Here is a 20,134-nt window from a genome sequence, read left to right on the forward strand (position 1 = left end):
GGTTTGCGTCGAGCTCGCACACTGCGGTGTCCGAGTTCGCACCGAACCTCCGAGTTCGCGGGGTGGTGGGGGTCGTTAGGGTGCGCGGGTGACTTCTTCTGATCGGTACGGCCGTGACGTCCTGGGCAGCGGGTCGGTCGGCGGCCATGCGCGCCGTAACCCCACCTCGATCCCGATGGCAGCGGTGACCGGCCTCGTGGTGGAGGACGTCACCTCGGGCTGGGTCGGCGCCGTCGTCCGGGTGGAGAAGTCCGGCGGGATGCACGTCGTCGTCGTCGAGAACCGGCGCGGCGTCACCCGGACCTTCCCGCTCGGCCCGGGCTTCTGGGTCGACGGCGCCCCGGTCGTCCTGACCGCACCCGCCGGCCCGACGGCGCCTGCCCGCCCGACCCGGACGGCGTCGGGCTCGCGCGCCGTGCACGACGCCCCGGCCCGGGTCGCGCGCGGCAGCCGGATCTGGGTCGAGGGCAAGCACGACGCCGAGCTGGTGGAGAAGGTGTGGGGCGACGACCTGCGGGTGGAGGGCGTCGTCGTCGAGCTGCTCGACGGCGTCGACAACCTCGCCGACGCGCTGCGCGACTTCGCACCCGAGCCGGGCCGACGCGTCGGCGTGCTCGTGGACCACCTCGTGCGCGGGTCGAAGGAGAGCAGGCTCGCGTCCGACGCCCTGCGACTGGTGCCCGCCGGCACGGTGCTGGTGCTCGGGCACCCGTACGTCGACGTGTGGCAGGCGGTCCGCCCCGAACGCGTCGGGCTCACCACCTGGCCCACGATCGAGCGCAGCATCGAGTGGAAGTACGGCATCCTGCGCGAGCTCGGCTGGCCGGCCGCCGATCAGGCCGATGTCGCCCAGGGGTGGAAGCGGATCCTGCGGACGGTGCGCAGCTACGCCGACCTCGAGCCCTCGTTCCTCGGCCGCGTCGAGGAGCTCATCGATTTCGTGACGACCTGATCGCCCGCGGACCCGAGGCTCGCGCCGTGGGCCGGCTCGGTGAGCTGCTGCCCACGCGCCACCGGTTTTCGCTAGTGTTTGACAAGGGTCTGAGATCATCCTGTCCGGCCCCGCGTCGAGCTCATTCGCGAAAGGCCAGCCATGTCCGACCCGAATCCGCCGCAGCCCCCCGCCGACGACGTTCCGCCGAGCTCAGGTCAGGTGCCGCCGCAGTACGGCTCGCCGACGCCGCCGCCGTACGGGACCCAGCCGCCGCCGTACGGCACGCCTCCGCAGGCGCCCTACGGCACGCCTCCGCAGGCGCCCTACGGCGCGACCCCGCCGCCCTACGGGGCCCCCGCCGCGCCGCTCGACGACGCACAGACCCGGCAGTGGGCCGGCCTGGCGCACCTGGGCGGCATCCTCGGCTTTCTCCCGTCGCTGATCATCTGGCTCGTCTACCGCGAGCGGAGCGCGTTCGTCGGTCAGGAAGCCCGAAAGGCGCTCAACTTCCAGCTCACGGTCCTGATCGGCTACGTCGCGAGCTCAGTCCTCGCCGGCATCGTTCCGTTCATCGGGCTCCTGGCCTTCCCCCTCTGGATCATCGCGGTGATCTTCTCCGTGCAGGGCTACCAGGCCGTCCAGCGCGGCCAGGCGTACACGTACCCCTTCACACTGGATCTGATCAAATGACCGACAACACATCTGACACGCCGACCGACAACACGCCCGACACCGCTTCGGGTGTCCCTGCGGACGTGACCCCCGAGCCGGCCCCGCAGGCCGAGGGAACCGTCCCAACGCCGGAGCAGGGTTACGCCCCGCCGCCGCCCGCCGGGTACGCGCCCCCCACCGGCTACGCCCCGCCGCCGCCCGCGCCCGGCTACGGCGGCCCGCAGTACGGCGCCCCGCAGGGCTACGCGCCCCAGTACGCGGCCGGGGCACCGCTGTCGGACTCCGACCAGCGCCTGTGGGCGGTTCTGTCCCACATCGGCGGTGTCTTCGTCTCGTTCCTCGTGCCGCTCGTCGTCTGGCTCGTGTTCAAGGGCCGCGGAGCGTTCGTCGAGGACCAGTCGAAGGAGGCGCTCAACTTCCAGATCACGCTGGCGATCGCTTACGTCGTCGGCGCGATCACGGCCATCTTCATCGTCGGGGTCTTCATCCTGATCGCGGCGGCCATCTGCTCGGTCGTGTTCGCGATCATCGCCGCGGTCCAGTCCAGCCAAGGGGTGCTCTACCGCTACCCGGTCTGCATCCGGTTCATCAATTGAGCACCCGCCGGGCCTGACTCCGGCGCAGCACGACAGCACGGTTCGACGACGGAGCCCGGCGCGGCTGTGGCCCGCGGGGCTCCGTCGCGTCCGTGCAGGCCCAGCCAGGTTGGTCGGCCGCGGACCCGCAATTCAGCGAGTTCTGGTCGGATTCTGTGCCCCCCGCACCCCGATCCCGACCACAACCGGGGTCGACCAGCGGGTCGGGCTCGATCAGGATCCTGGGAGAGGGATCAGTCGGTCAGGACGCGGATGACGGCGTCGGCCAGCAGCCGGCCGCGCAGCGTGAGCAGGGCGCGCGGGGAGCCGCCGTCGGCCCCGAGCGCGGCGCGCCCCTCGAGCAGCCCGTCCGCGACCAGGCCAGCGACCTCGTGCCGGGCGCGCGCCGAGACCAGGTCCAGGGCGAGGCCGTCAGACAGCCGGACCCCGAGCATCACGCGTTCGAGCTGGGTCGTGGCCGCGTCGAGCGTCTCGCGTCCTGCCGCCGGGCTGAGCCCCGCCTCGAGCCGCTCCGCGTAGGCCCGCGGGTGCTTGACGTTCCACCACCGCACCCCGCCGGATCGCTCACCGTCGACGCTCCCGCCCCCGACGTGCGAGTGCGCGCCCGGGCCGATGCCCCACCAGTCGTCGCCGCGCCAGTAGGCCAGGTTGTGCCGGCAGGCCTGCGCCGGCGTGCGGGCCCAGTTGCTCACCTCGTACCAGTGCAGGCCACCGGCCGAGAGCAGCGCGTCGGCGATCTCGTACTTGGCCGCCTGGTCCTCCTGCGTCGGCAGCGCGAGGTCGCCGCGGCGCACCTGGACGGCCATCTTGGTGCCCTGCTCGACGACGAGCGCGTAGGCGGACACGTGGTCGACGCCGGTGGCCAGCACGGCCTCGAGGCTCGCGCGCCAGTCGTCGATCGACTCCCCCGGCGTGCCGTAGATGAGGTCCAGCGACACCGCGAGCCCCGCGGCCTTCGCCCAGCGCACGACGTCGGGGATCCGGCGCGGGTCGTGGGTCCGCTCGAGCGTGGCGAGCACGTGCGGCTGGGACGACTGCATGCCGAACGAGACGCGCGTGAACCCGGCCGCGGCCAGCTGGGCGAGCGACTCCGGCGTCACGGAGTCGGGGTTCGCCTCCGTGGTCACCTCGGCGCCCGGTGCCAGGCCCCACGCGGACCGGGCGCCGTCGAACAGGCGGGCGAGGTCCCCCGGAGGCAGCACGGTCGGGGTGCCGCCGCCGACGAAGACGGTCGACAGGGGCCGCGCGGGCAGGCCGGCGCGCTCGAGCACGCCCGCCGCGAGCTCGATCTCCCGCAGCGCGGTGTCCGCGTAGGCGTCCTGGTTCGCGCCGCCGCCGAGCTCGGCGGAGGTGTACGTGTTGAAGTCGCAGTACCCGCACCGCACGGTGCAGAACGGCACGTGCAGGTACAGCCCGAACGCCCGCCCGGCGGCACCGTCAGCGACGGACGCGGGCAGCGCCCCGTCGTCGGGCGAGGGATCCCCGAGCGGCAACGCAGGACTCATCGGGCGGCTACTTCTTCTTGTCCTTGACTTCGGCGTCGCTGCTCAGGGCGGCGATGAACGCTTCCTGGGGGACCTCGACGCGGCCGATGACCTTCATGCGCTTCTTGCCCTCCTTCTGCTTCTCCAGCAGCTTGCGCTTACGGGTGATGTCGCCGCCGTAGCACTTGGCGAGCACGTCCTTGCGCATCGCGCTGATCGTCTCGCGCGCGATGATCCGGGCGCCGACGGCGGCCTGGATCGGCACGTCGAACTGCTGGCGCGGGATGAGCTTGCGCAGCTTGCCGACCATCATCACGCCGTACGGGTAGGCCTTGTCCTTGTGCACGATCGCGCTGAACGCGTCGACGGCCTCGCCCTGGAGCAGGATGTCGACCTTGACGAGGTCGGCCGCTGCCTCGCCCGTGGGCTCGTAGTCGAGCGAGCCGTACCCGCGCGTCTTGGACTTGAGGTTGTCGAAGAAGTCGAACACGATCTCGGCCAGTGGCAGCGTGTACCGCATCTCAACGCGGTCCTCGGAGAGGTAGTCCATGCCGAGCAGGTCGCCGCGCCGGGTCTGGCACAGCTCCATGACGGCACCGATGAACTCGGCCGGGCACAGGATGGTCGCGCGCACGATCGGCTCGCGGATCTCGCCGACCTTGCCGGCCGGGAACTCGCTCGGGTTGGTGACCGTGACGACCGACTTGTCTTCCAGGCTGACCTGGTAGACGACGTTCGGCGCGGTCGAGATGAGGTCGAGGTCGAACTCGCGCTCGAGCCGCTCGCGCACGATCTCGAGGTGCAGCAGGCCGAGGAACCCGACGCGGAACCCGAACCCGAGCGCGACCGACGTCTCCGGCTCGTACACGAGCGCGGCGTCGTTGAGCTTGAGCTTGTCGAGCGCGTCGCGCAGGATCGGGTAGTCCGAGCCGTCGATCGGGTACAGGCCCGAGAAGACCATCGGCCGCGGGTCGCGGTACGCGCCGAGCGACTCGGCGGCGGGCTTGGCCGCGTTGGTCACGGTGTCGCCGACCCGGGACAGGCGCACGTCCTTGACCCCGGTGATCAGGTAGCCGACCTCGCCGACGCCCAGGCCGTTGGTGACGACGGGCTCCGGGGAGATGACGCCGATCTCGAGCAGCTCGTGCGTGGCCCGCGTGGACATCATGACGATCTTCTCGCGCGGCGACAGCGCGCCGTCGACCACGCGCACGTAGGTGACCACGCCGCGGTAGGTGTCATACACCGAGTCGAAGATGATCGCGCGCGCCGGCGCGGCCGGGTCCCCGATCGGGGCCGGGATCGTGGCGACGATCTTATCGAGCAGCTCGAGGACGCCGTCGCCGGTCTTGCCCGAGACCCGCAGGCAGTCCTCCGGCTCGACGCCGATGAGCTTGGCGAGCTCCTCGGCGTACTTCTCGGGCTGGGCCGAGGGCAGGTCGATCTTGTTGAGCACCGGGATGATCTGCAGGTCGTTCTCGAGCGCCAGGTACAGGTTCGCGAGCGTCTGGGCCTCGATGCCTTGCGCGGCGTCGACCAGGAGGACGGCGCCCTCGCACGCGGCGAGCGAGCGCGAGACCTCGTAGGTGAAGTCGACGTGCCCGGGGGTGTCGATCATGTTCAGGGCGTACGGGACGCCGTCGACCTCCCATGGCATCCGTACGGCCTGGCTCTTGATCGTGATGCCACGCTCGCGCTCGATGTCCATCCGGTCGAGGTACTGCGCGCGCATCGCGCGGGCGTCGACGACGCCGGTCAGCTGCAGCATGCGGTCCGCGAGCGTCGACTTGCCGTGGTCGATGTGGGCGATGATGCAGAAGTTGCGCAGGAGCTCAGCGGGGGTCGACGCGGGCTGGATGCGCTGGCTCAGGGCAGGACTGGGAATGGGGGACAACGGGTGGCGCTCCGGGGATCGTCAGAAAAAGGACTGCGGGCGCCCTTCGGGCGGATACGTCCATGGTCCCACGCCCGGAGCGCCCCCCGAGAACCTTCGCCCGTCCGGTGGCGCCGCCGGGCTCACGCCTCCCGGGTGATCTGCACCTCGACGTCGAGCTCCTCGGTCCCGGTACCGGCGTAGATCCCCCGCAGCGGGGCCACGTCCGGGTACTCCCGGCCGCGCGCGAGGATCACGTGCCCGTCGTCCGCGAAGATCCGGTTTGTGGGGTCGAAGCCCGTCCACTGCCCGGCCCACCACTCGACCCAGGCGTGCGACTCCCCCACCACGGTCTGCCCGAGCTCGCCGCCGCTCAGGGGGTACAGGTAGCCCGAGACGTACCGGGCCGGGATCCCGACGGCGCGCAGCGCACCGAGGCTCAGGTGGGCCATGTCCTGGCACACGCCCGTGCGCGTGGCCCAGGCCTCGGACGCCGGGGTGTGCACCGCGGTGACGCCGGGCACGTACTCGAGCTCGTCCCGGACCGCGCGACAGATCGCCTCGGCCGCCTCGTGCGGCCCGCGGCCGGCCACCTGGGCCTGCGCCAGCGCGACCACCTCGGCGGGCGCCGCCGTCGTCGTCGTCGAGGCGAGGAACTCCGCGAGCCGGTCCCGCACGGGTGCGCCGCGCACGACGTCCCACGGCGTGACCTCCGCCGGGACCGTGAACGTCCCGTCCATCTCGACGGTGGACCGCGCGACGATGACCAGCCGGTCGTGCGGGAGCCGGACCTCGAACGCCGAGACCGCGGTACCCCAGTAGTCGACGAAGTCGTGCCGCCAGGACTGCGGGGTCACCTCCAGGCTCGCCTCGAGCACGCGCTGGCCCGGCTGGGACACCGGGATCATCCGGGCCTCGTTGTACGACGCCGTCACGGAGCCCGAGTACTGGAAGGCCGTCGTGTGCTTGATGACCAGCCGGCTCACAGCGCCTCACCCACCCAGGTCGTCGGGGCACCGGACGGGAAGTACCGCGCGCGGATGGCGTCGCTCGCGGCCGAGCAGGCGCGCTGAACCGTCTCCATCTTGGCCGGCAGCCGATGCAGGACGTCCTCCGGTGCGGCGTACTCCAGGCTCGTGCGCGCGTGCCCGAGGTACAGCCGCGCGGAGCTCACCGTGGCGCTCTCGCTCGGTGGTTCGAGCGCGTCGAGGCACCGCTCCGCCTGACCGAGCGCGTGCACGATCGAGCGCGGGAAGAGCTGGTCGATGAGCAGGAAGCCCGCCGCACTCTCGTCCGACACCTGCCCGCGGTAGCGCCGCAGGTAGGACTCGTGCGCGCCGCACGAGCGCAGCAGGGTGGCCCAGTCCGGTCCGCCGGCGCCCGCGAGCGCGCGGGTGGTCAGCAGGCGGGCGGTCATGTCGGCGCGCTCGATCGAGCGCCCGAGCACGAGGTACTGCCAGGTGTCGTCGCGCGCGGTCGCCGAGTCGACGATCCCGGCCACGACGGCGGCCCGCTCGCGCACCCAGTGGAAGAAGTCGTGCGGCTGAGCGGTGTGCAGGTGGGCCGGCAGCTGGTTCCAGGTCGTGTTGACCGCCTCCCAGAGCTCGGTCGAGATGATCTCCCGGGCCCGGCGCGCGTTCTCCCGGGTCGCCACGATCGAGCCGGCGATGGCCGACGGCGACCCGCGGTCGTACGCGAGGACGTCGAGCACGTGGGCGCGGCCGATCTCGCCGGCGGGCGGATCCTCGCAGTCCATGACGGACAGCAGCGACCGGCACGCGAGGTCCTCCTCGGCCCACGGATCCTCGAGCAGGCTCTGGACGTGCACGTCGAGCAGGCGTGCGGTGTCGTCGGCCCGCTCTATGTAGCGGCCGATCCAGAACAGCGACTCGGCGATCCGGCTCAGCACGGCGCCACCTCGCTCGACGTGGCGCCCGGCCCGGTCGCGGCACCCTGCTGCTGCTGCATCGCCTGCGGCCGGACGTCGTCGGGATTCACGTCGATCGGAACCTGCGAGGCCTGGGGCACCGCGCGAGGGACCTGGGCGGTGCGTGGCCGGACCGGCACCTTGCCGCCGATCACCCACGTGTCCTTCGACCCCCCGCCCTGCGAGCTGTTCACCACCAGCTCACCCTCGGGCAGGGCCACCCGGGTCAGCCCGCCGGGCAGCACCCAGATCCGCTCGCCGTCGTTCACGGCGAACGGTCGCAGGTCCACATGCCGTGGCCGGAGCTCGTCCCCGATCAGGGTCGGCACGGTCGAGAGCTGCACGACGGGCTGCGCGATCCAGCCGCGCGGGTCGTTCCTGAGCACGGTGCGCAGGTCGTCGAGCTCGGAGCGCGACGCCCGCGACCCGACGACGAGCCCCTTGCCGCCCGAGCCGTCGACGGGCTTGACGATGAGCTCGTCGAGCCGGTCGAGCACCTCTTCGAGCGCGTCGGGCTCCTCGAGCCGCCAGGTGTCGACGTTGGCGATGATCGGCTCCTCCCCCAGGTAATACCTGATCAGGTCCGGCACGTACGTGTAGACGAGCTTGTCGTCGGCGACCCCGTTGCCCACGGCGTTCGCGATGGTGACCGTGCCCAGCCGCGCGCAGGTGAGCAGGCCCGGGCTCCCCAGGGCGGAGTCGTCCCGGAACGCGACCGGGTCGAGGAACTCGTCGTCGACCCGGCGGTAGATGACGTCGACCCGGCGCCGCCCGTTCGTGGTGCGCATCCACACGCGTCCCGCCGAGCAGTACAGGTCCCGGCCCTCGACGAGCTCGACGCCCATCGTCCGGGCGAGGAGCGAGTGCTCGTAGTAGGCGCTGTTGAAGACCCCGGGGGTGAGCACCACGACGGTCGGGTCGTCGACCCCGTGCGGCGCGGCCGCGGTCAGGGCCGCGAGCAGGCGGCGCGGGTAGTCCGAGACGGTTCGCACCCGCAACGCGGCGAAGAGCTCCGGGAAGGTCTGCGCCATCGCCCGCCGGTTGGCCAGCACGTAGCTCACCCCGCTGGGCACCCGGACGTTGTCCTCGAGCACGCGGAACTTGCCCTCTTCGTCGCGCACCAGGTCGATGCCCGAGACGTGCACGCGCACCCCGTTGGGTGGCTCGATCCCCATCACGGCGCGGTGGAAATGCTTGGAGGAGGTGATGAGCGACCGGGGGATCACGCCGTCGGCCACCGCGTGCTGCGGGCCGTAGACGTCGGTGAGGAACGCCTCGAGCGCCCGGACGCGCTGGGCGACCCCGGGCGAGACCAGGTCCCACTCGGCGCCGTCGAGCACGCGCGGGGCGACGTCGAGCGGGAACGGGCGCTCCTCCCCCGCGAAGTCGAACGTGACCCCTTGGTTGATGTACGTGCGGGCCAACCGGTCGGCGCGGCCGCCGATCTCGCCGGCCGACATCCGGGCGAGCGCCTGGTGCACGAGCGTGTACGCCGACCGGACGTGACCGCTCCGGTCGAACATCTCGTCCCACGCAGCAGCCGGTGGATAGCCATCGAAGAGGTCCGCCATGGCGCGACGATAATCCCCGCGTGTTAACTGGAACGCCCCTGTGTTACCGGCAGATCACACGCTCCACGCGCGCCGCTCGACCGGGTCCGGCCGCCCCACCCGTCGACCGTGGGCCAAGAGGTGCGATCATGGACCCGGCTGCATTCGATCTTGTCGCCACCTGGCTTCGGAGCCGCGAGGGCTGGTAGTATCTCTCCTCGCGTGTCCGCCCAGGTCGGCGGGCACAGATCCAGTTCCTCCCCGCGGGTGTCCCCACGCCCCAGTCCCGGAGCTGGGCAGCCCTCTAGACCTGTCAGATTTCGTTTCTGCGAGCGCACAAGAGAGTTCACACGTGGCAAACATCAAGTCCCAGATCAAGCGCATCGGTACCAACGAGAAGGCGCGCCTGCGCAACAAGGCTGTGAAGTCCGAGCTTCGGACCCACGTCCGCCGGGTCCGCACGGCCGTCGCCGGTGGCGACAAGGCCGCCGCGTCCGTCGCCCTGGTGGCTGCGTCCACCAAGCTGGACAAGGCCGTCTCCAAGGGCGTCATCCACGCCAACCAGGCTGCCAACAAGAAGTCGGCACTGGCGAAGGTCGTCAACGGCCTGTAGGTCGTTCGACCAGATAGTCGCTGTACGCGAAGAGGGCGTCACCCCCGCCGGGGTGACGCCCTCTTCGTGATGTCCAGATCGACGGGCCTACGCCCGCGTTCCGGTCAGATGCGTTCGACGCTCTGACGTGCTGCGAGAATCGCGGCCGGCACCGTCGGCCGGAGTCCCGCCTCGCGCAGTGCGCGGTCGAAGGACCGCGCGGCACCCGCGACGTCGCCCTGAGCCAGGAACCGATCGCCGAGCTCTCGCCAGGCGGCAGCCGACTGACGACTGGCCGCCATCATGCTGAGCATGTCTGCTGCCCACTGGTAGGAGTCGGCCGCTCCACGCTCGTCGCCGCGCGCCAGCATCGCGTCCCCTAGGACGAGGTAGGCGGTGCAGAGGTCCAGGCGAACGCGCTCGCCCAGCCGCTCGATAGCGCGCCGGGCCGCTTCCTCGGCCTGGCTGCTGTCGCCCAGCATGAGATAGGCGCGGGAGCTCTCGATGTCTCCGACCGCCACATCGACCTCGGAGCCCAGCACGGCCAGCACGGGTGCGGCCAGCTCGATCTGCTCGAGGGCGGCGAGCGGCTCGGACGGATCGGTCCGCAGGAGCAGCCACGCGTAGTGAACGCGGAGCCGCGCGATGTCGCGGCCCGAACCCGTCTCGCCGACAAGCGCGAGCGCACGCGTGGTGTACCGCTGCGCCAGGGCGTAGTCGTGCCGCTCCTCCGCGACGATCGCCGCGTTCCAGTAGACGCTCCCACGCCCACGCGGGGTCCCGAGGGCGTCTGCCTGCGCGATGAGCTGCGAGGCACGGTGGGTCGCGAAGAGAAGGTCGCCGCGCTCGACGTACGCCCAGAGCAGGGTCGCACCCAGGCGCAGGTGCTCGTCCGTGCCGGCGAGCTCGGCCGCTTCGAGCTCGGCCAGAACCTGCTCGCCGAGGTCGACGCTCCGGTGCAGGTCGCCTGCCTGGAGGTACGAGATCACCAGGTCGGTGGCGATGGCTGCCGCGTCGAGGTGGTTGCCCCGGGCGCGCACGCGCTCCAGCAACGGCTCGAGCACGCCGATCGACGCCTCGAGGTCACCCATGGCCTCATGGGCCCTCGCGAGAGTCAGCAGGATCTCGGTGTGCAGCGCCGGCGCCACGCCCACCAGGTCGAGCGCGAGCATGCGGTCCCGCGACGAGGCGGGTTCGCCGTTCTCGAGCGCCAGCTTGGCGTAGTCGATCTCCAGCCGGGCCTTGGCCTCGTTGGGACCGCTCTCGCCGTGCCGGAGGTACTCCGTCGTGGTGTCGAGCTTCGCCGCAAGGACCGTCAGAGCAGCATCCGTGGGCTCTCGGCGTCCGCCCTCGATGAGCGAGATGTAGCTGGGCGAGAAGGCCTCGCCTGCGAGCGCGGTCTGCGACAACGCAGCCGCGGTGCGCAGCACTCGAATCCGGTCACCGATGTCAGTCATGGAAGTTGACTGTATCTGTGACGCAGGCTCGGTGTCCGACAAAACGAAGGTGATTTTTCGCGCCGTGGGCACCGGGCCCGGGTCGCCCCAATCCGTGCCAGGCGACCCGGACAACCAGCCAGTTCATGTGCGTGCCTTCCGCTCCAGAACCAGGGTCTGCTAGTGGAACGCGCGGCAGCAACCGATGGCGCCGTTCGTCGTGGCGCCACCACCGCCGAAGGCGGATGCGGGCGCGCTGCCCACCAGAGCCATCCCGGCAGCAAGTGCAACAACGAAGACCGACTTGAGGATGCGGTTCATGGCGAAGCTCCAGTCAAAATAGGATGGCTGCGCAGTCACAGTCACGTTGACTTCAAGGTCACCTGCAATCGAGCACCCTGTCAAGGGTGAAATCCCAGGTCAAGTGGCAAAAATGGGGCAAGATCCACGGAACGGACGTACCTTATCCCCGATCTGCCGCCAGATGGGTGAACTTGTGGAAATTCAGGGAGTAATTGCCTCACACGGCGTCATAGACGCCGTGTCTTGGTGTCACATAAGACATGACAACAGATGTCTACGCCCTTCCGACGCTCGCGCGGAGCACGTTCACCGGCTCGGACCTGCCTGCGCCGCCCTCGCAACGCACCTGCGACCGGTTCCTTCGCAGCGACCAGATGCTGCTCGGGCGCCAGGGTATCTTCACCGGTAGTGGCGACGTCCTCGGCTACGAGCTGTACTTCCGCTCACCCCACCCCGCCCCGCTCCATGTCGACTTCTGGACGCCGGAGCAGCAGAACCACGCGACCGCGCACGTGCTGCACGCGACGTTCGCCGGCCCCGGCGTGGCCTCGGTGGCGGGCGACCGGCGCATCTTCGTCAACTTCACGCGGTCCTACCTGGTCGACGACCTCGCCGTCCCCTACCTCCCCGAGCAGCTCGTGGTGGAGGTGGTCGAGTCCGTGATCGCCGACGCCGCGGTGATCGCGGGGGTGCGGCGGCTGCGCGAGCGCGGTTTCCGGATCGCCATCGACGACTTCATCGGCCTGCCGAGCCAGCGACGGCTGCTCCCGTTCGCCGACTACGTGAAGATCGACGTGCGCGACCTCGACGTCGAGGGCCAGCCGCTCCTCGACCTCGCGCGGTCGTGCGGCGCGCAGCTGGTGGCCGAGTGCGTCGAGTCCGACGCCATGCTCGACGAGTGCCAGACGCTGGGGTTCGATCTCTACCAGGGCTTCGCCCTCGAGGTCACGCAGGTGCTCGACCGCACCGCCGTCGTCCCCTCACGGCGTTGCGGCTGACGCCACCCGGATCACCGCACGCTCGACGGCGAACACCGGGTCGCGGCTACCGCCCTTGACCTCGGCGTCCGCCTGCGCGACGGCCGTGATCGCGGCGGCAAGGGCCTCGGGGGTCCACCGGGCCAGGTCGCGGAGCGCACGCTCGACCAGCCACGGGGCGATCCCCAGGTCGCGAGCAGCAACGGCACCCCGACCGCGGGTGGCGGCCACCTTCGCGAGCACCCGCAGCTTCGCGGCGAGCGCCGCGACGAGGGGCACGGGGTCCGCGCCGGTGGCCAGCGCGTGTCGCAGCAGGGTCACCGCCTGACCGGTCTGACCGGCCACGGCGGCGTCGGCCACCCGGAACCCGGTCGCCTCGATGCGGCCCCCGTAGTACCGGTTCACGACGTCCGCGCTGATGACGCCCGAGGTGTCCGCGACCAGCTGGGCGCACGACGCGGCAAGCTCGCGCAGGTCGGCCCCGACCGCCTCGACCAGCGCCCGCATCGCCGCGGCGTCGGCCCGACGGCCGGCCCGGCGCAGCTCCGCGGCCGCGAACGCGACCTTGTCGGCATCCTTCTTGATCGGTTCGCAGGTCACGACCGCGGCGCCCGATTCCCGCACGGCCTCGAGGAACTTCTTGCCGCGCTGACCGCCGCCGTGGTGGAGCACCAGCACCACGTCGTCCGCCGGTGCATCCAGGTAGGCGAGCGCGTCGCGGACCAGCTCGTCCGTCGCCTGCTCGACCCCCTGCACGACGACGATTCGAGCCTCGCCGAACAGCGACGGGCTCGTGGCGATCGTGAGCGTCCCCGCGACGTAGGCGGCAGCCTCGAGGCGGGTCACCTCGACATCGGCGTCACGCTCGGTCGCCGCGACGATCAGGGCGGCGACGGCGCGCTCGCCGAGGAGCTGTTCCGGGCCGGTCACGAGCACGACGGGCGCCAGCTCGATGTCGTCCCAGGTCGTCGTCCGGCCCCGGACGGCGGTCGACGGTCGGGCCGGCGACGGGCGGGACGAGGCGGGACGAGCGGACGAGGGGCGACGCTCGGCGGGTGGCACGGGTCCAGCCTGCCACGGCGAACCCGCGACCCGGCCCGCCTCACCGAGCGCGGCTGCCACGCGCCACCGCCACCCCGACCGCGACGGTCACCACGGCGAGCAGGACGGCACCGCCGGGTCCCGCGGGCCAGGGCAGCTGCGCCCCGGGCAAGGCCGCGCTGCGGCGCGCGACCTCGGCGATCCACCACGCGGCCCAGCCCGCGATCCGCGCCAGCACCGCCCCGCCGGCCGCCCACCAGGGCGCGACGAGGGCGGCGAGCGCCCCCGCCACCGTGGCCGGGACCAGCGCCGGCGCGGCCGCGAGGTTGGCCGGGACGGCGTACGTCGCCACGGCCGGGCTGAGGAGCACGATGACCGGGGCGCACACCACCTGCGCCGCGAGCGGCACCGCGATCGCGTGGGCGACCTCGCGCGGCAGGCGTCGTCCCGGACCGTGGGCGATCGGCGCCGTGAGCAGCACGATGCCCGCCGTCGCGAGCGCCGACAGCGCGAAGCCGAAGCTCCGGGCGAGCCATGGGTCCACCACCAGGAGCACGATCACGGTCGCGCCCAGGGCGGACAGCGCCCGCGCCGGGCGACCCAGCAGCATCCCGCCGATCCCGAGCGCCCCCATGACCGCGGCCCGCAGCACGCTCGGCTCGGCGTGCACGAGCAGCACGAAGCCCCCCATCGCGGCGGCCACGACGGCGATCCTCAGCCGGCGCGGCATCCCGACCAGCCCCGTCAGTGCGAGCACCGCCGCACCGATGATCGCGAAGTGAGCGCCCGAGACGGCCGTGATGTGGGTCAGCCCGGCCACCCGCATCGCGTCCGCGAGGTCCGGCGGCAGCCGGGACGTGTCCCCCACCGCGATCCCCGGCACGAGACCGCGCGGGTCCGGCGCGAGCGGGTCCGTCGCCGCGCGCAGCGCGACCCGGATCCCTCGAACCGCCCGATCGACCGCACCCGGTGGCTCGACCACCCGCGGCGGGCCGCGGGCCGCGAGCACGGCCAGCACCACGTCGCCGCTGGGCGCGGGCTCCAGCCGTCCGGTGGTCTCGATCCGCGCGCCGAACCCGACCTCGGCCCACGCTGGCCCCCCGAGGACGAGCACCTGGGCCGCGGCGGAGCCCGTGCGCCCTCGCCCCGTCACCTGGGAGACGCCCAGCACGAGCCGGTACCGCTCGTGCCGATCTCCCCAACCGGCCGGGGAGGCCACCCGCACCGGCTCGGATCGCACGACGCCGACCAGCTGAGCCGTGGCCTGCTCGCCGACCAGGTCGCCGAGCAGCCCCGCCGCGCGGGCCGCGAGCTGCTCGGCACCGGACAGCGAGACGGCCGCGACGGCGACCAGCACCACCAGCACCTGGCCCGCCACCCCACGGCTCGGTCGTGTCGACGGCGGACGCGAGGGGTCCCGACGGTGGCGCCCCGGGGGCGGGCGCGACGGCCCGCTCGGCACGCCGGTGGCTCCGCGCGCGGCCGCCGCCCGGACCCCGACGAGGCCGGCGACCACCGCGGCCACGCAGCCGAGCGCGACCCCGACCCGGATCGGCAGCACCACGACCACGAATGCGGTGACCCACACCGCCACCGCTGCTGGCGCGAGCCTCAGATCGGTCCGGGTCGGCCGCACGATCAGACCCGCACCAGGCCGTGCAGCCGGCCGAAGAGCGCGTCTCCGATCCCGGCCACCTCGCCGAGCTCCTCGACCGCCGTGAACCGCCCGTGCTCCGTGCGCCAGTCGACGATGCGCTGCGCGAGCACGGGACCGATCCCCGGGAGCGCATCGAGCGCGGCCAGGTCCGCGGAGTTCAGGTCGACGAGCGGTTCGGCATCGCGCCCGGGGACGGCACCGATCGCACCGCCGGTGACAGCCGCCGGGGCCGCCTCGCCGGGCGCCGGCACCACGACCTGCTCTCCGTCCACGACGACCCGCGCCAGGTTGATCCCGGCCAGATCCGCCGCCGGTGCGGCGCCACCGGCGGCCTGGATCGCGTCGACGACCCGGGATCCAGGCGCGAGCCGCACCACCCCGGGAGCCAGCACCTGCCCGACCACGTGCGCGACGACGTCCGCCCCAGACTGATCCCCCGCACCCGGGACAGCACCGGGCACGGCGCTGCGCCCCGGCACCGAACCGCCGCCGGGCACCGCCTCGACCGACGACGCCCTCGGTTGCGGCTCGGCGGTCACCGGAGCGGCGGGCGAGGTGAGGGTGGCGCGCGCCACGACCCCGGCTCCGAGCACGGCCACGGCGATCGCCGCCACGGCGGCCAGCCGCAGACCCAAGGCCCACCTGCGCGCACCGCTGGGTGCGTCCGGGGACGGGTGCTCGAGCGGATGCCCATACCGGGCGGCGTAGACCGTCGCCGCCGTGCCGAGCGCACCGGCCCGCATCCGTGCCACGACGTCCCGAACGTCCCCTGCCTGCGGTGCGGTGCCCGCATCGACCTCAGGATCGGTCCCGAACCCCTTGACGGTGCCCGGGCCAGGAGGGACGTCCGGGCTGAACTGCTCCTCGGGGCCGACGGCGGGTCCCGGCTCAGGGGCCCGCGGTACCCACCCAGGAGCCCGGATCGACTGGAGCGCACCCGAGGGTGGGACGAGCCCCTGCAGGCGGTCGCGGGCGGCTCGCACCACGGGATCGGCAGGACGAGGCATGCCCGCACGCTAGATCGCGCACGGTCGCTCGCGGCCCGAGCGATGAATCCCTGGGGACGGCCCGCTCGGCGGTTTCACCTGGGGGCGGACCCCACCCGGCAGGTTCACCTGGGGGTCCGACCGCGCCCGGCGGTCGAGCACTCGGGCGATCGGTCAGCGGTCCGCGACCACCACGGCGAGCAGGCCGGGTCCGACGTGCGCCGCCACCACCGCGCTGATCTCGGAGACGGCGACCCGGCCCACGCCGAGGTCACCCTCGGCACCCGCACCCGCCGCGACGTCCACCGCGAGCCGCGCCTCGAGCTCGCGCGCGAGCTGGTCGGCGAGCTCCGGCTGCCCAAGGTGGTGCACGGCGATCCGCGCGGCGGCGCGCCCGGTCGCGTCCTTGACCGCGAGGACCTCGAGCCGCTCGCGGGCGGCGCGGCGCGTGCGCACCTTCTCCACGACCTCGATGCGCCCCGATCGCAGCGCGAGGAGCGGGCGCAGGCCGAGCAACGTGCCCATCGCGGCGGCACCGGCCCCGATGCGTCCGCCGCGCCGGAGCTGGTCGAGCGAGTCGAGCAGGAACAGGGTCGACGACGAGGCGGCGACCCGACGGGCGCCCTCGGCGGCCGCCGCGCCGTCAGCGCCCGTCCCACCGGCGCTCGCCCGGTCGGCCAGATGCAGCCAACCGTGCCGCCCCGGACCGACACCGGGCGTGGGCGCGGGTGCGACCAGCTCGGCGGCCGCGATCACGGCGAAGCCGAGCCCCATCGCCACGCTCCGCGAGTCGACGACGTGCACGGGAACCGGCGCGGCGAGCGCGGCGAGCTCGGCCGCGCGCACCGTCCCGGAGAGCTCGCCGGACAGGTGCACCGAGACGATCTCCCGGGCTCCCTGCTCGACGGCGTGCGCGTACGCGTGCGCAAAGGCCGCCGGGGACGGCTGCGAGGTGGTGACCTTGCGGCCCGCGGTCAGCGCGGCAAGCAGGTCGGCGGAGGTCAGGTCGAGACCCTCGTGGTGCCGCTCGGAGTCGACGATGACCTCGAGCGGCACCACCTCGATCCCCCACCGTTCGGCCACGCCCGCGGGCAGGGACGCGGTCGAGTCGGTGACGATCGCGATCCGCGGGCCCCGCGGCGACGGACGGAACCGGCGCAGCAGGGGGGTCAGACCGGCACCACGTTGACGAGCTTCGGGGCGCGCACGATCACCATGCGCACCTCGCGACCGTCGAGCGCCCGCACGACGCCGGCGTCGGCCAGAGCCAGGGCCCGCAAGGTGTCCTCGTCGATCGACGGCGACACCTCGATGCGGCCACGGACCTTGCCCTGCACCTGGAGCACGCACGTGACGGCCTCCTCGACGAGGTACTCGTCGTCGGCCACGGGGAAGGCCTCGTACGCGAGCGAGTCGGGGTGACCGAGCCGCTGCCACAGCTCCTCGGCGATGTGCGGCGCGACCGGCGCGGTCATGAGCACGAGGGGCTCGAGCACCGCGCGCGGCACCCGCGTGAGCGCGGTGAGGTGGTTGTTGAGCACGATGAGCTTGGCGATGGCGGTGTTGAGCCGCATCGCCTCCATCTCGGTGCGCACATCGGCGATCGTGTGGTGCAGCAGGCGCAGGGTCGCGGGCTCAGGGGCGTCGTCGACCACGGTGACCGCACCCGTCGCCTCGTCCAGCGTGTTGCGCCACAACCGCTGCAGGAAGCGCTGCGAACCCACGACAGCGCGGGTGTCCCAGGGCCGGGACTGGTCGAGCGGCCCCATCGACATCTCGTAGACGCGGAAGGTGTCGGCGCCGTACGCGTCGTACATGTCGTCGGGCGTCACCACGTTCTTCAGCGACTTGCCCATCTTCCCGTACTCCTGCAGCACCGGGACCTCGGCGCCGTCGACCAGGGCGACGAACTCGCCGGGCGCGCGCTCGGTCACGGTGGTCGCCTCGACGTACGCGCCGTTGTCGGCCCGCGCGTAGGCGAACGCCTGGATGTAGCCCTGGTTGAAGAGCTTGTGGAAGGGCTCGAGGCTCGACACGTGCCCCAGGTCGTAGAGCACCTTGTGCCAGAACCGCGCGTACAGCAGGTGCAGGACGGCGTGCTCGACGCCACCGACGTACAGGTCGACGCCGCCCGCGGCACCGATGCCGGGGTTGTGCTCCGGCCCGAGCCAGTAGCGCTCGAGCTCGGCCGACACGAGGTGGTCCGCATCGGTCGGGTCGAGGTAGCGCAGGTAGTACCAGCACGAGCCGGCCCAGTTCGGCATGGTGTTCGTCTCGCGGCGGTACTGCTTCGGACCGTCGCCCAGATCGAGGGTCACCGCGACCCAGTCGGCGTTGCGGCCCAGCGGCGGCTCGGGCGAGGAGCCCGCGTCGTCGGGCGCGTAGGTGCGCGGGGAGTAGTCCGGGACGTCGGGCAGCTCGACCGGCAGCAGGGCGTCCGGGATCGCGATCGGCAGGTCGTGCTCGTCGTAGACGATCGGGAACGGCTCGCCCCAGTAGCGCTGGCGGCTGAAGAGCCAGTCCCGCAGGCGGTAGGTCGTGGTTCGGGTGCCCAGGCCCTTGGCCTCGAGCCAGTCGATGATCTTCGGCTTGGACTCGGCGACCTGGAGCCCGTTGAGGCTGATCTCGTCGTTGGCCGAGTTGATCATCGCGCCCGAGCCGGTCCACGCGCCGCCGTCGAACCCGGCGGGCGGCTGCACGGTCCGCACGTGCGGCAGCTCGAACGCCTCGGCAAAGGCCCAGTCCCGCTCGTCCTCGGCAGGCACGGCCATGATCGCGCCGGTGCCGTAGCCCATCAGCACGTAGTCGGCGGTGAACACCGGCACGGGCAGGCCGTTGACCGGGTTGATCGCCAGGTGCCCGCTGAATACGCCGGTCTTGCGGCCGGCGTCGGCCTGGCGCTCGACGGCGGTCTTCGCCGCGGCCTCCGCGCGGTAGGCCGCCACGGCCTCGATCGGCGTGTCGAACCCGCCGGTCCAGGCGCTGCGCGTCCCGTCGGGCCACGCGGCCGGCACCTCGTCGAGCAGCGCGTGCTCGGGCGCCACCACGAGGAACGTGGCGCCGAACAGGGTGTCCGGGCGGGTCGTGAAGACCTCGACCTCGAGCCCGCCGATCACGTCGAACAGCACGTTCGCGCCGTCGGAGCGGCCGATCCAGTTGCGCTGCATGGCCTTGACCTTGGCGGGCCAGTCGATCAGCTCGAGGTCATCGGCCAACCGGTCGGCGTAGGCCGTGATCCGCATGTTCCACTGGCTCAGGCTGCGCTGGAAGACCGGGAAGTTGCCGCGCTCGCTGCGGCCGTCGGCGGTGACCTCCTCGTTCGCCAGCACGGTGCCCAGCCCGGGGCACCAGTTGACCGGCGCCTCGGTGATGTACGCCAGGCGCTCGCGATCGACCAGGCGACGACGATCGACGTCGGACAGGTCGGCCCAGGCTCTACCGTCGGGAACGGCCCGGGTCCCGGCTTCGAACTTCGCGACCAGCTCGGCGATCGGCCGGGCGCGACCGGTGCCGCCGTCGGGCCGGACCGCGTCGACGTCGTACCAGGACGAGAAGATCTGCAGGAAGATCCACTGCGTCCAGCGGACGTAGCCCGCGTCGGTCGTGGCGAAGGTGCGCCGCGGGTCGTGCGCGAGGCCGAGCCGGTGCAGCTGGCGGCGCATGTTGGCGATGCCCGCCTCGGTGGTGACCTGGGGGTGCTGGCCGGTCTGGACCGCGTACTGCTCGGCGGGCAGGCCGAACGCGTCGTACCCCAGCGCGTGCAGCACGTTCTCGCCGCGCATCCGGTGGTAGCGGCCGACGACGTCGGTCGCGATGTACCCGAGCGGGTGCCCGACGTGCAGCCCCGCGCCCGACGGGTACGGGAACATGTCCATCACGTAGAACGTCGCCGCGTCCGGGTCGGCCGCGCGGCCCCGCCCGTCGGTGAGGGCACCGGTCGGGTTCGCCGTGTGGAACGTGCCGAGCTCGTCCCATCTCGCCTGCCAGCGCTGCTCGAGCTCGGAGGCGATCGCGGCGGTGTAGCGGAACCGGACGTCGTCGTTGCGGGCGTCATCGGAATGCACGGGCTGAACTGCGTCGGGCGAGGTCACCCGGGGAGTTTACCG

17 protein-coding genes are annotated in these 20,134 nt (G+C 72.5%); 5 read left to right on the top strand and 12 right to left on the bottom strand.

Annotation, left to right across the window (positions count from 1 at the left end):
* Positions 1-88: 88 nt before the first annotated feature.
* The 3 genes from VTA80_RS03585 (at position 89) to VTA80_RS03595 (ending at position 2,202) form a co-directional block, all read left to right on the top strand.
* Positions 89-952 (top strand): DUF3097 domain-containing protein, encoded by an 864-nt coding sequence (locus VTA80_RS03585; protein WP_407344046.1) that lies wholly within the window; start codon positions 89-91, stop codon positions 950-952.
* Positions 953-1,093: 141 nt separating this feature from the next.
* Entirely contained in the window at positions 1,094-1,624 is a 531-nt protein-coding gene (locus VTA80_RS03590; RefSeq protein WP_407344047.1) for a DUF4870 domain-containing protein, read from the top strand.
* Positions 1,621-2,202 (top strand): DUF4870 domain-containing protein, encoded by a 582-nt coding sequence (locus VTA80_RS03595; protein ID WP_407344048.1) that lies wholly within the window; start codon positions 1,621-1,623, stop codon positions 2,200-2,202. The genes VTA80_RS03590 and VTA80_RS03595 overlap by 4 nt, the downstream gene beginning before the upstream one ends.
* 233 nt (positions 2,203-2,435) lie before the next feature.
* Here VTA80_RS03595 and hemW read toward each other — a convergent pair whose 3' ends face one another.
* From hemW to VTA80_RS03620, 5 genes are all read right to left on the bottom strand, one after another.
* The gene (gene hemW / locus VTA80_RS03600; RefSeq protein WP_407344049.1) at positions 2,436-3,707 is read right to left on the bottom strand and encodes a radical SAM family heme chaperone HemW; all 1,272 of its coding nucleotides are present in this window, start codon (positions 3,705-3,707) and stop codon (positions 2,436-2,438) included.
* Positions 3,708-3,714: 7 nt separating this feature from the next.
* On the bottom strand, positions 3,715-5,580 hold the full coding sequence (gene lepA, locus VTA80_RS03605; RefSeq protein ID WP_407344050.1) for a translation elongation factor 4: 1,866 nt from the start codon (positions 5,578-5,580) through the stop codon (positions 3,715-3,717).
* A 122-nt stretch (positions 5,581-5,702) separates the two neighbouring features.
* On the bottom strand, positions 5,703-6,545 hold the full coding sequence (locus VTA80_RS03610; protein ID WP_407344051.1) for a transglutaminase domain-containing protein: 843 nt from the start codon (positions 6,543-6,545) through the stop codon (positions 5,703-5,705).
* Complete coding sequence (locus VTA80_RS03615) at positions 6,542-7,468, bottom strand: alpha-E domain-containing protein (RefSeq protein WP_407344052.1); 927 nt, start codon at positions 7,466-7,468, stop codon at positions 6,542-6,544. The genes VTA80_RS03610 and VTA80_RS03615 overlap by 4 nt, the downstream gene beginning before the upstream one ends.
* The gene (locus tag VTA80_RS03620; protein WP_407344053.1) at positions 7,462-9,057 is read right to left on the bottom strand and encodes a circularly permuted type 2 ATP-grasp protein; all 1,596 of its coding nucleotides are present in this window, start codon (positions 9,055-9,057) and stop codon (positions 7,462-7,464) included. The genes VTA80_RS03615 and VTA80_RS03620 overlap by 7 nt, the downstream gene beginning before the upstream one ends.
* 331 nt (positions 9,058-9,388) lie before the next feature.
* On the opposite strand from VTA80_RS03620, the gene rpsT reads away from it, so the two are divergent.
* Positions 9,389-9,649, top strand: coding sequence for a 30S ribosomal protein S20 (gene rpsT, locus VTA80_RS03625; protein ID WP_407344054.1), 261 nt, complete (start codon positions 9,389-9,391; stop codon positions 9,647-9,649).
* A gap of 104 nt (positions 9,650-9,753) precedes the next feature.
* Here rpsT and VTA80_RS03630 read toward each other — a convergent pair whose 3' ends face one another.
* Both VTA80_RS03630 and VTA80_RS03635 read right to left on the bottom strand, forming a co-directional pair.
* A complete protein-coding gene (locus VTA80_RS03630) occupies positions 9,754-11,085 on the bottom strand; it encodes a helix-turn-helix domain-containing protein (RefSeq protein ID WP_407344055.1) in 1,332 nt (443 codons plus the stop codon).
* Positions 11,086-11,244: 159 nt separating this feature from the next.
* On the bottom strand, positions 11,245-11,385 hold the full coding sequence (locus VTA80_RS03635; RefSeq protein ID WP_407344056.1) for a hypothetical protein: 141 nt from the start codon (positions 11,383-11,385) through the stop codon (positions 11,245-11,247).
* A 242-nt stretch (positions 11,386-11,627) separates the two neighbouring features.
* Here VTA80_RS03635 and VTA80_RS03640 point away from each other — a divergent pair, with 242 nt between their 5' ends.
* A complete protein-coding gene (locus tag VTA80_RS03640) occupies positions 11,628-12,365 on the top strand; it encodes an EAL and HDOD domain-containing protein (protein ID WP_407344057.1) in 738 nt (245 codons plus the stop codon).
* Here the strand turns inward: VTA80_RS03640 and holA are convergent.
* The 5 genes from holA to leuS form a co-directional block, all read right to left on the bottom strand.
* A complete protein-coding gene (gene holA / locus VTA80_RS03645) occupies positions 12,348-13,298 on the bottom strand; it encodes a DNA polymerase III subunit delta (protein WP_407345669.1) in 951 nt (316 codons plus the stop codon). The two genes, VTA80_RS03640 and holA, sit on opposite strands and share 18 nt — an antisense overlap.
* 148 nt (positions 13,299-13,446) lie before the next feature.
* Positions 13,447-15,021 (bottom strand): ComEC/Rec2 family competence protein, encoded by a 1,575-nt coding sequence (locus VTA80_RS03650; RefSeq protein ID WP_407344058.1) that lies wholly within the window; start codon positions 15,019-15,021, stop codon positions 13,447-13,449.
* A 2-nt stretch (positions 15,022-15,023) separates the two neighbouring features.
* Complete coding sequence (locus VTA80_RS03655) at positions 15,024-16,049, bottom strand: helix-hairpin-helix domain-containing protein (protein WP_407344059.1); 1,026 nt, start codon at positions 16,047-16,049, stop codon at positions 15,024-15,026.
* A gap of 153 nt (positions 16,050-16,202) precedes the next feature.
* On the bottom strand, positions 16,203-17,201 hold the full coding sequence (locus tag VTA80_RS03660; protein WP_407345670.1) for a DegV family protein: 999 nt from the start codon (positions 17,199-17,201) through the stop codon (positions 16,203-16,205).
* Positions 17,198-20,119 (bottom strand): leucine--tRNA ligase, encoded by a 2,922-nt coding sequence (leuS, locus tag VTA80_RS03665; protein WP_407344060.1) that lies wholly within the window; start codon positions 20,117-20,119, stop codon positions 17,198-17,200. The genes VTA80_RS03660 and leuS overlap by 4 nt, the downstream gene beginning before the upstream one ends.
* Between the last annotated feature and the right edge of the window lie 15 nt (positions 20,120-20,134).

Source organism: Pengzhenrongella phosphoraccumulans, assembly GCF_045689905.1.
Taxonomy (GTDB): Bacteria; Actinomycetota; Actinomycetes; order Actinomycetales; family Cellulomonadaceae; genus Pengzhenrongella; species Pengzhenrongella phosphoraccumulans.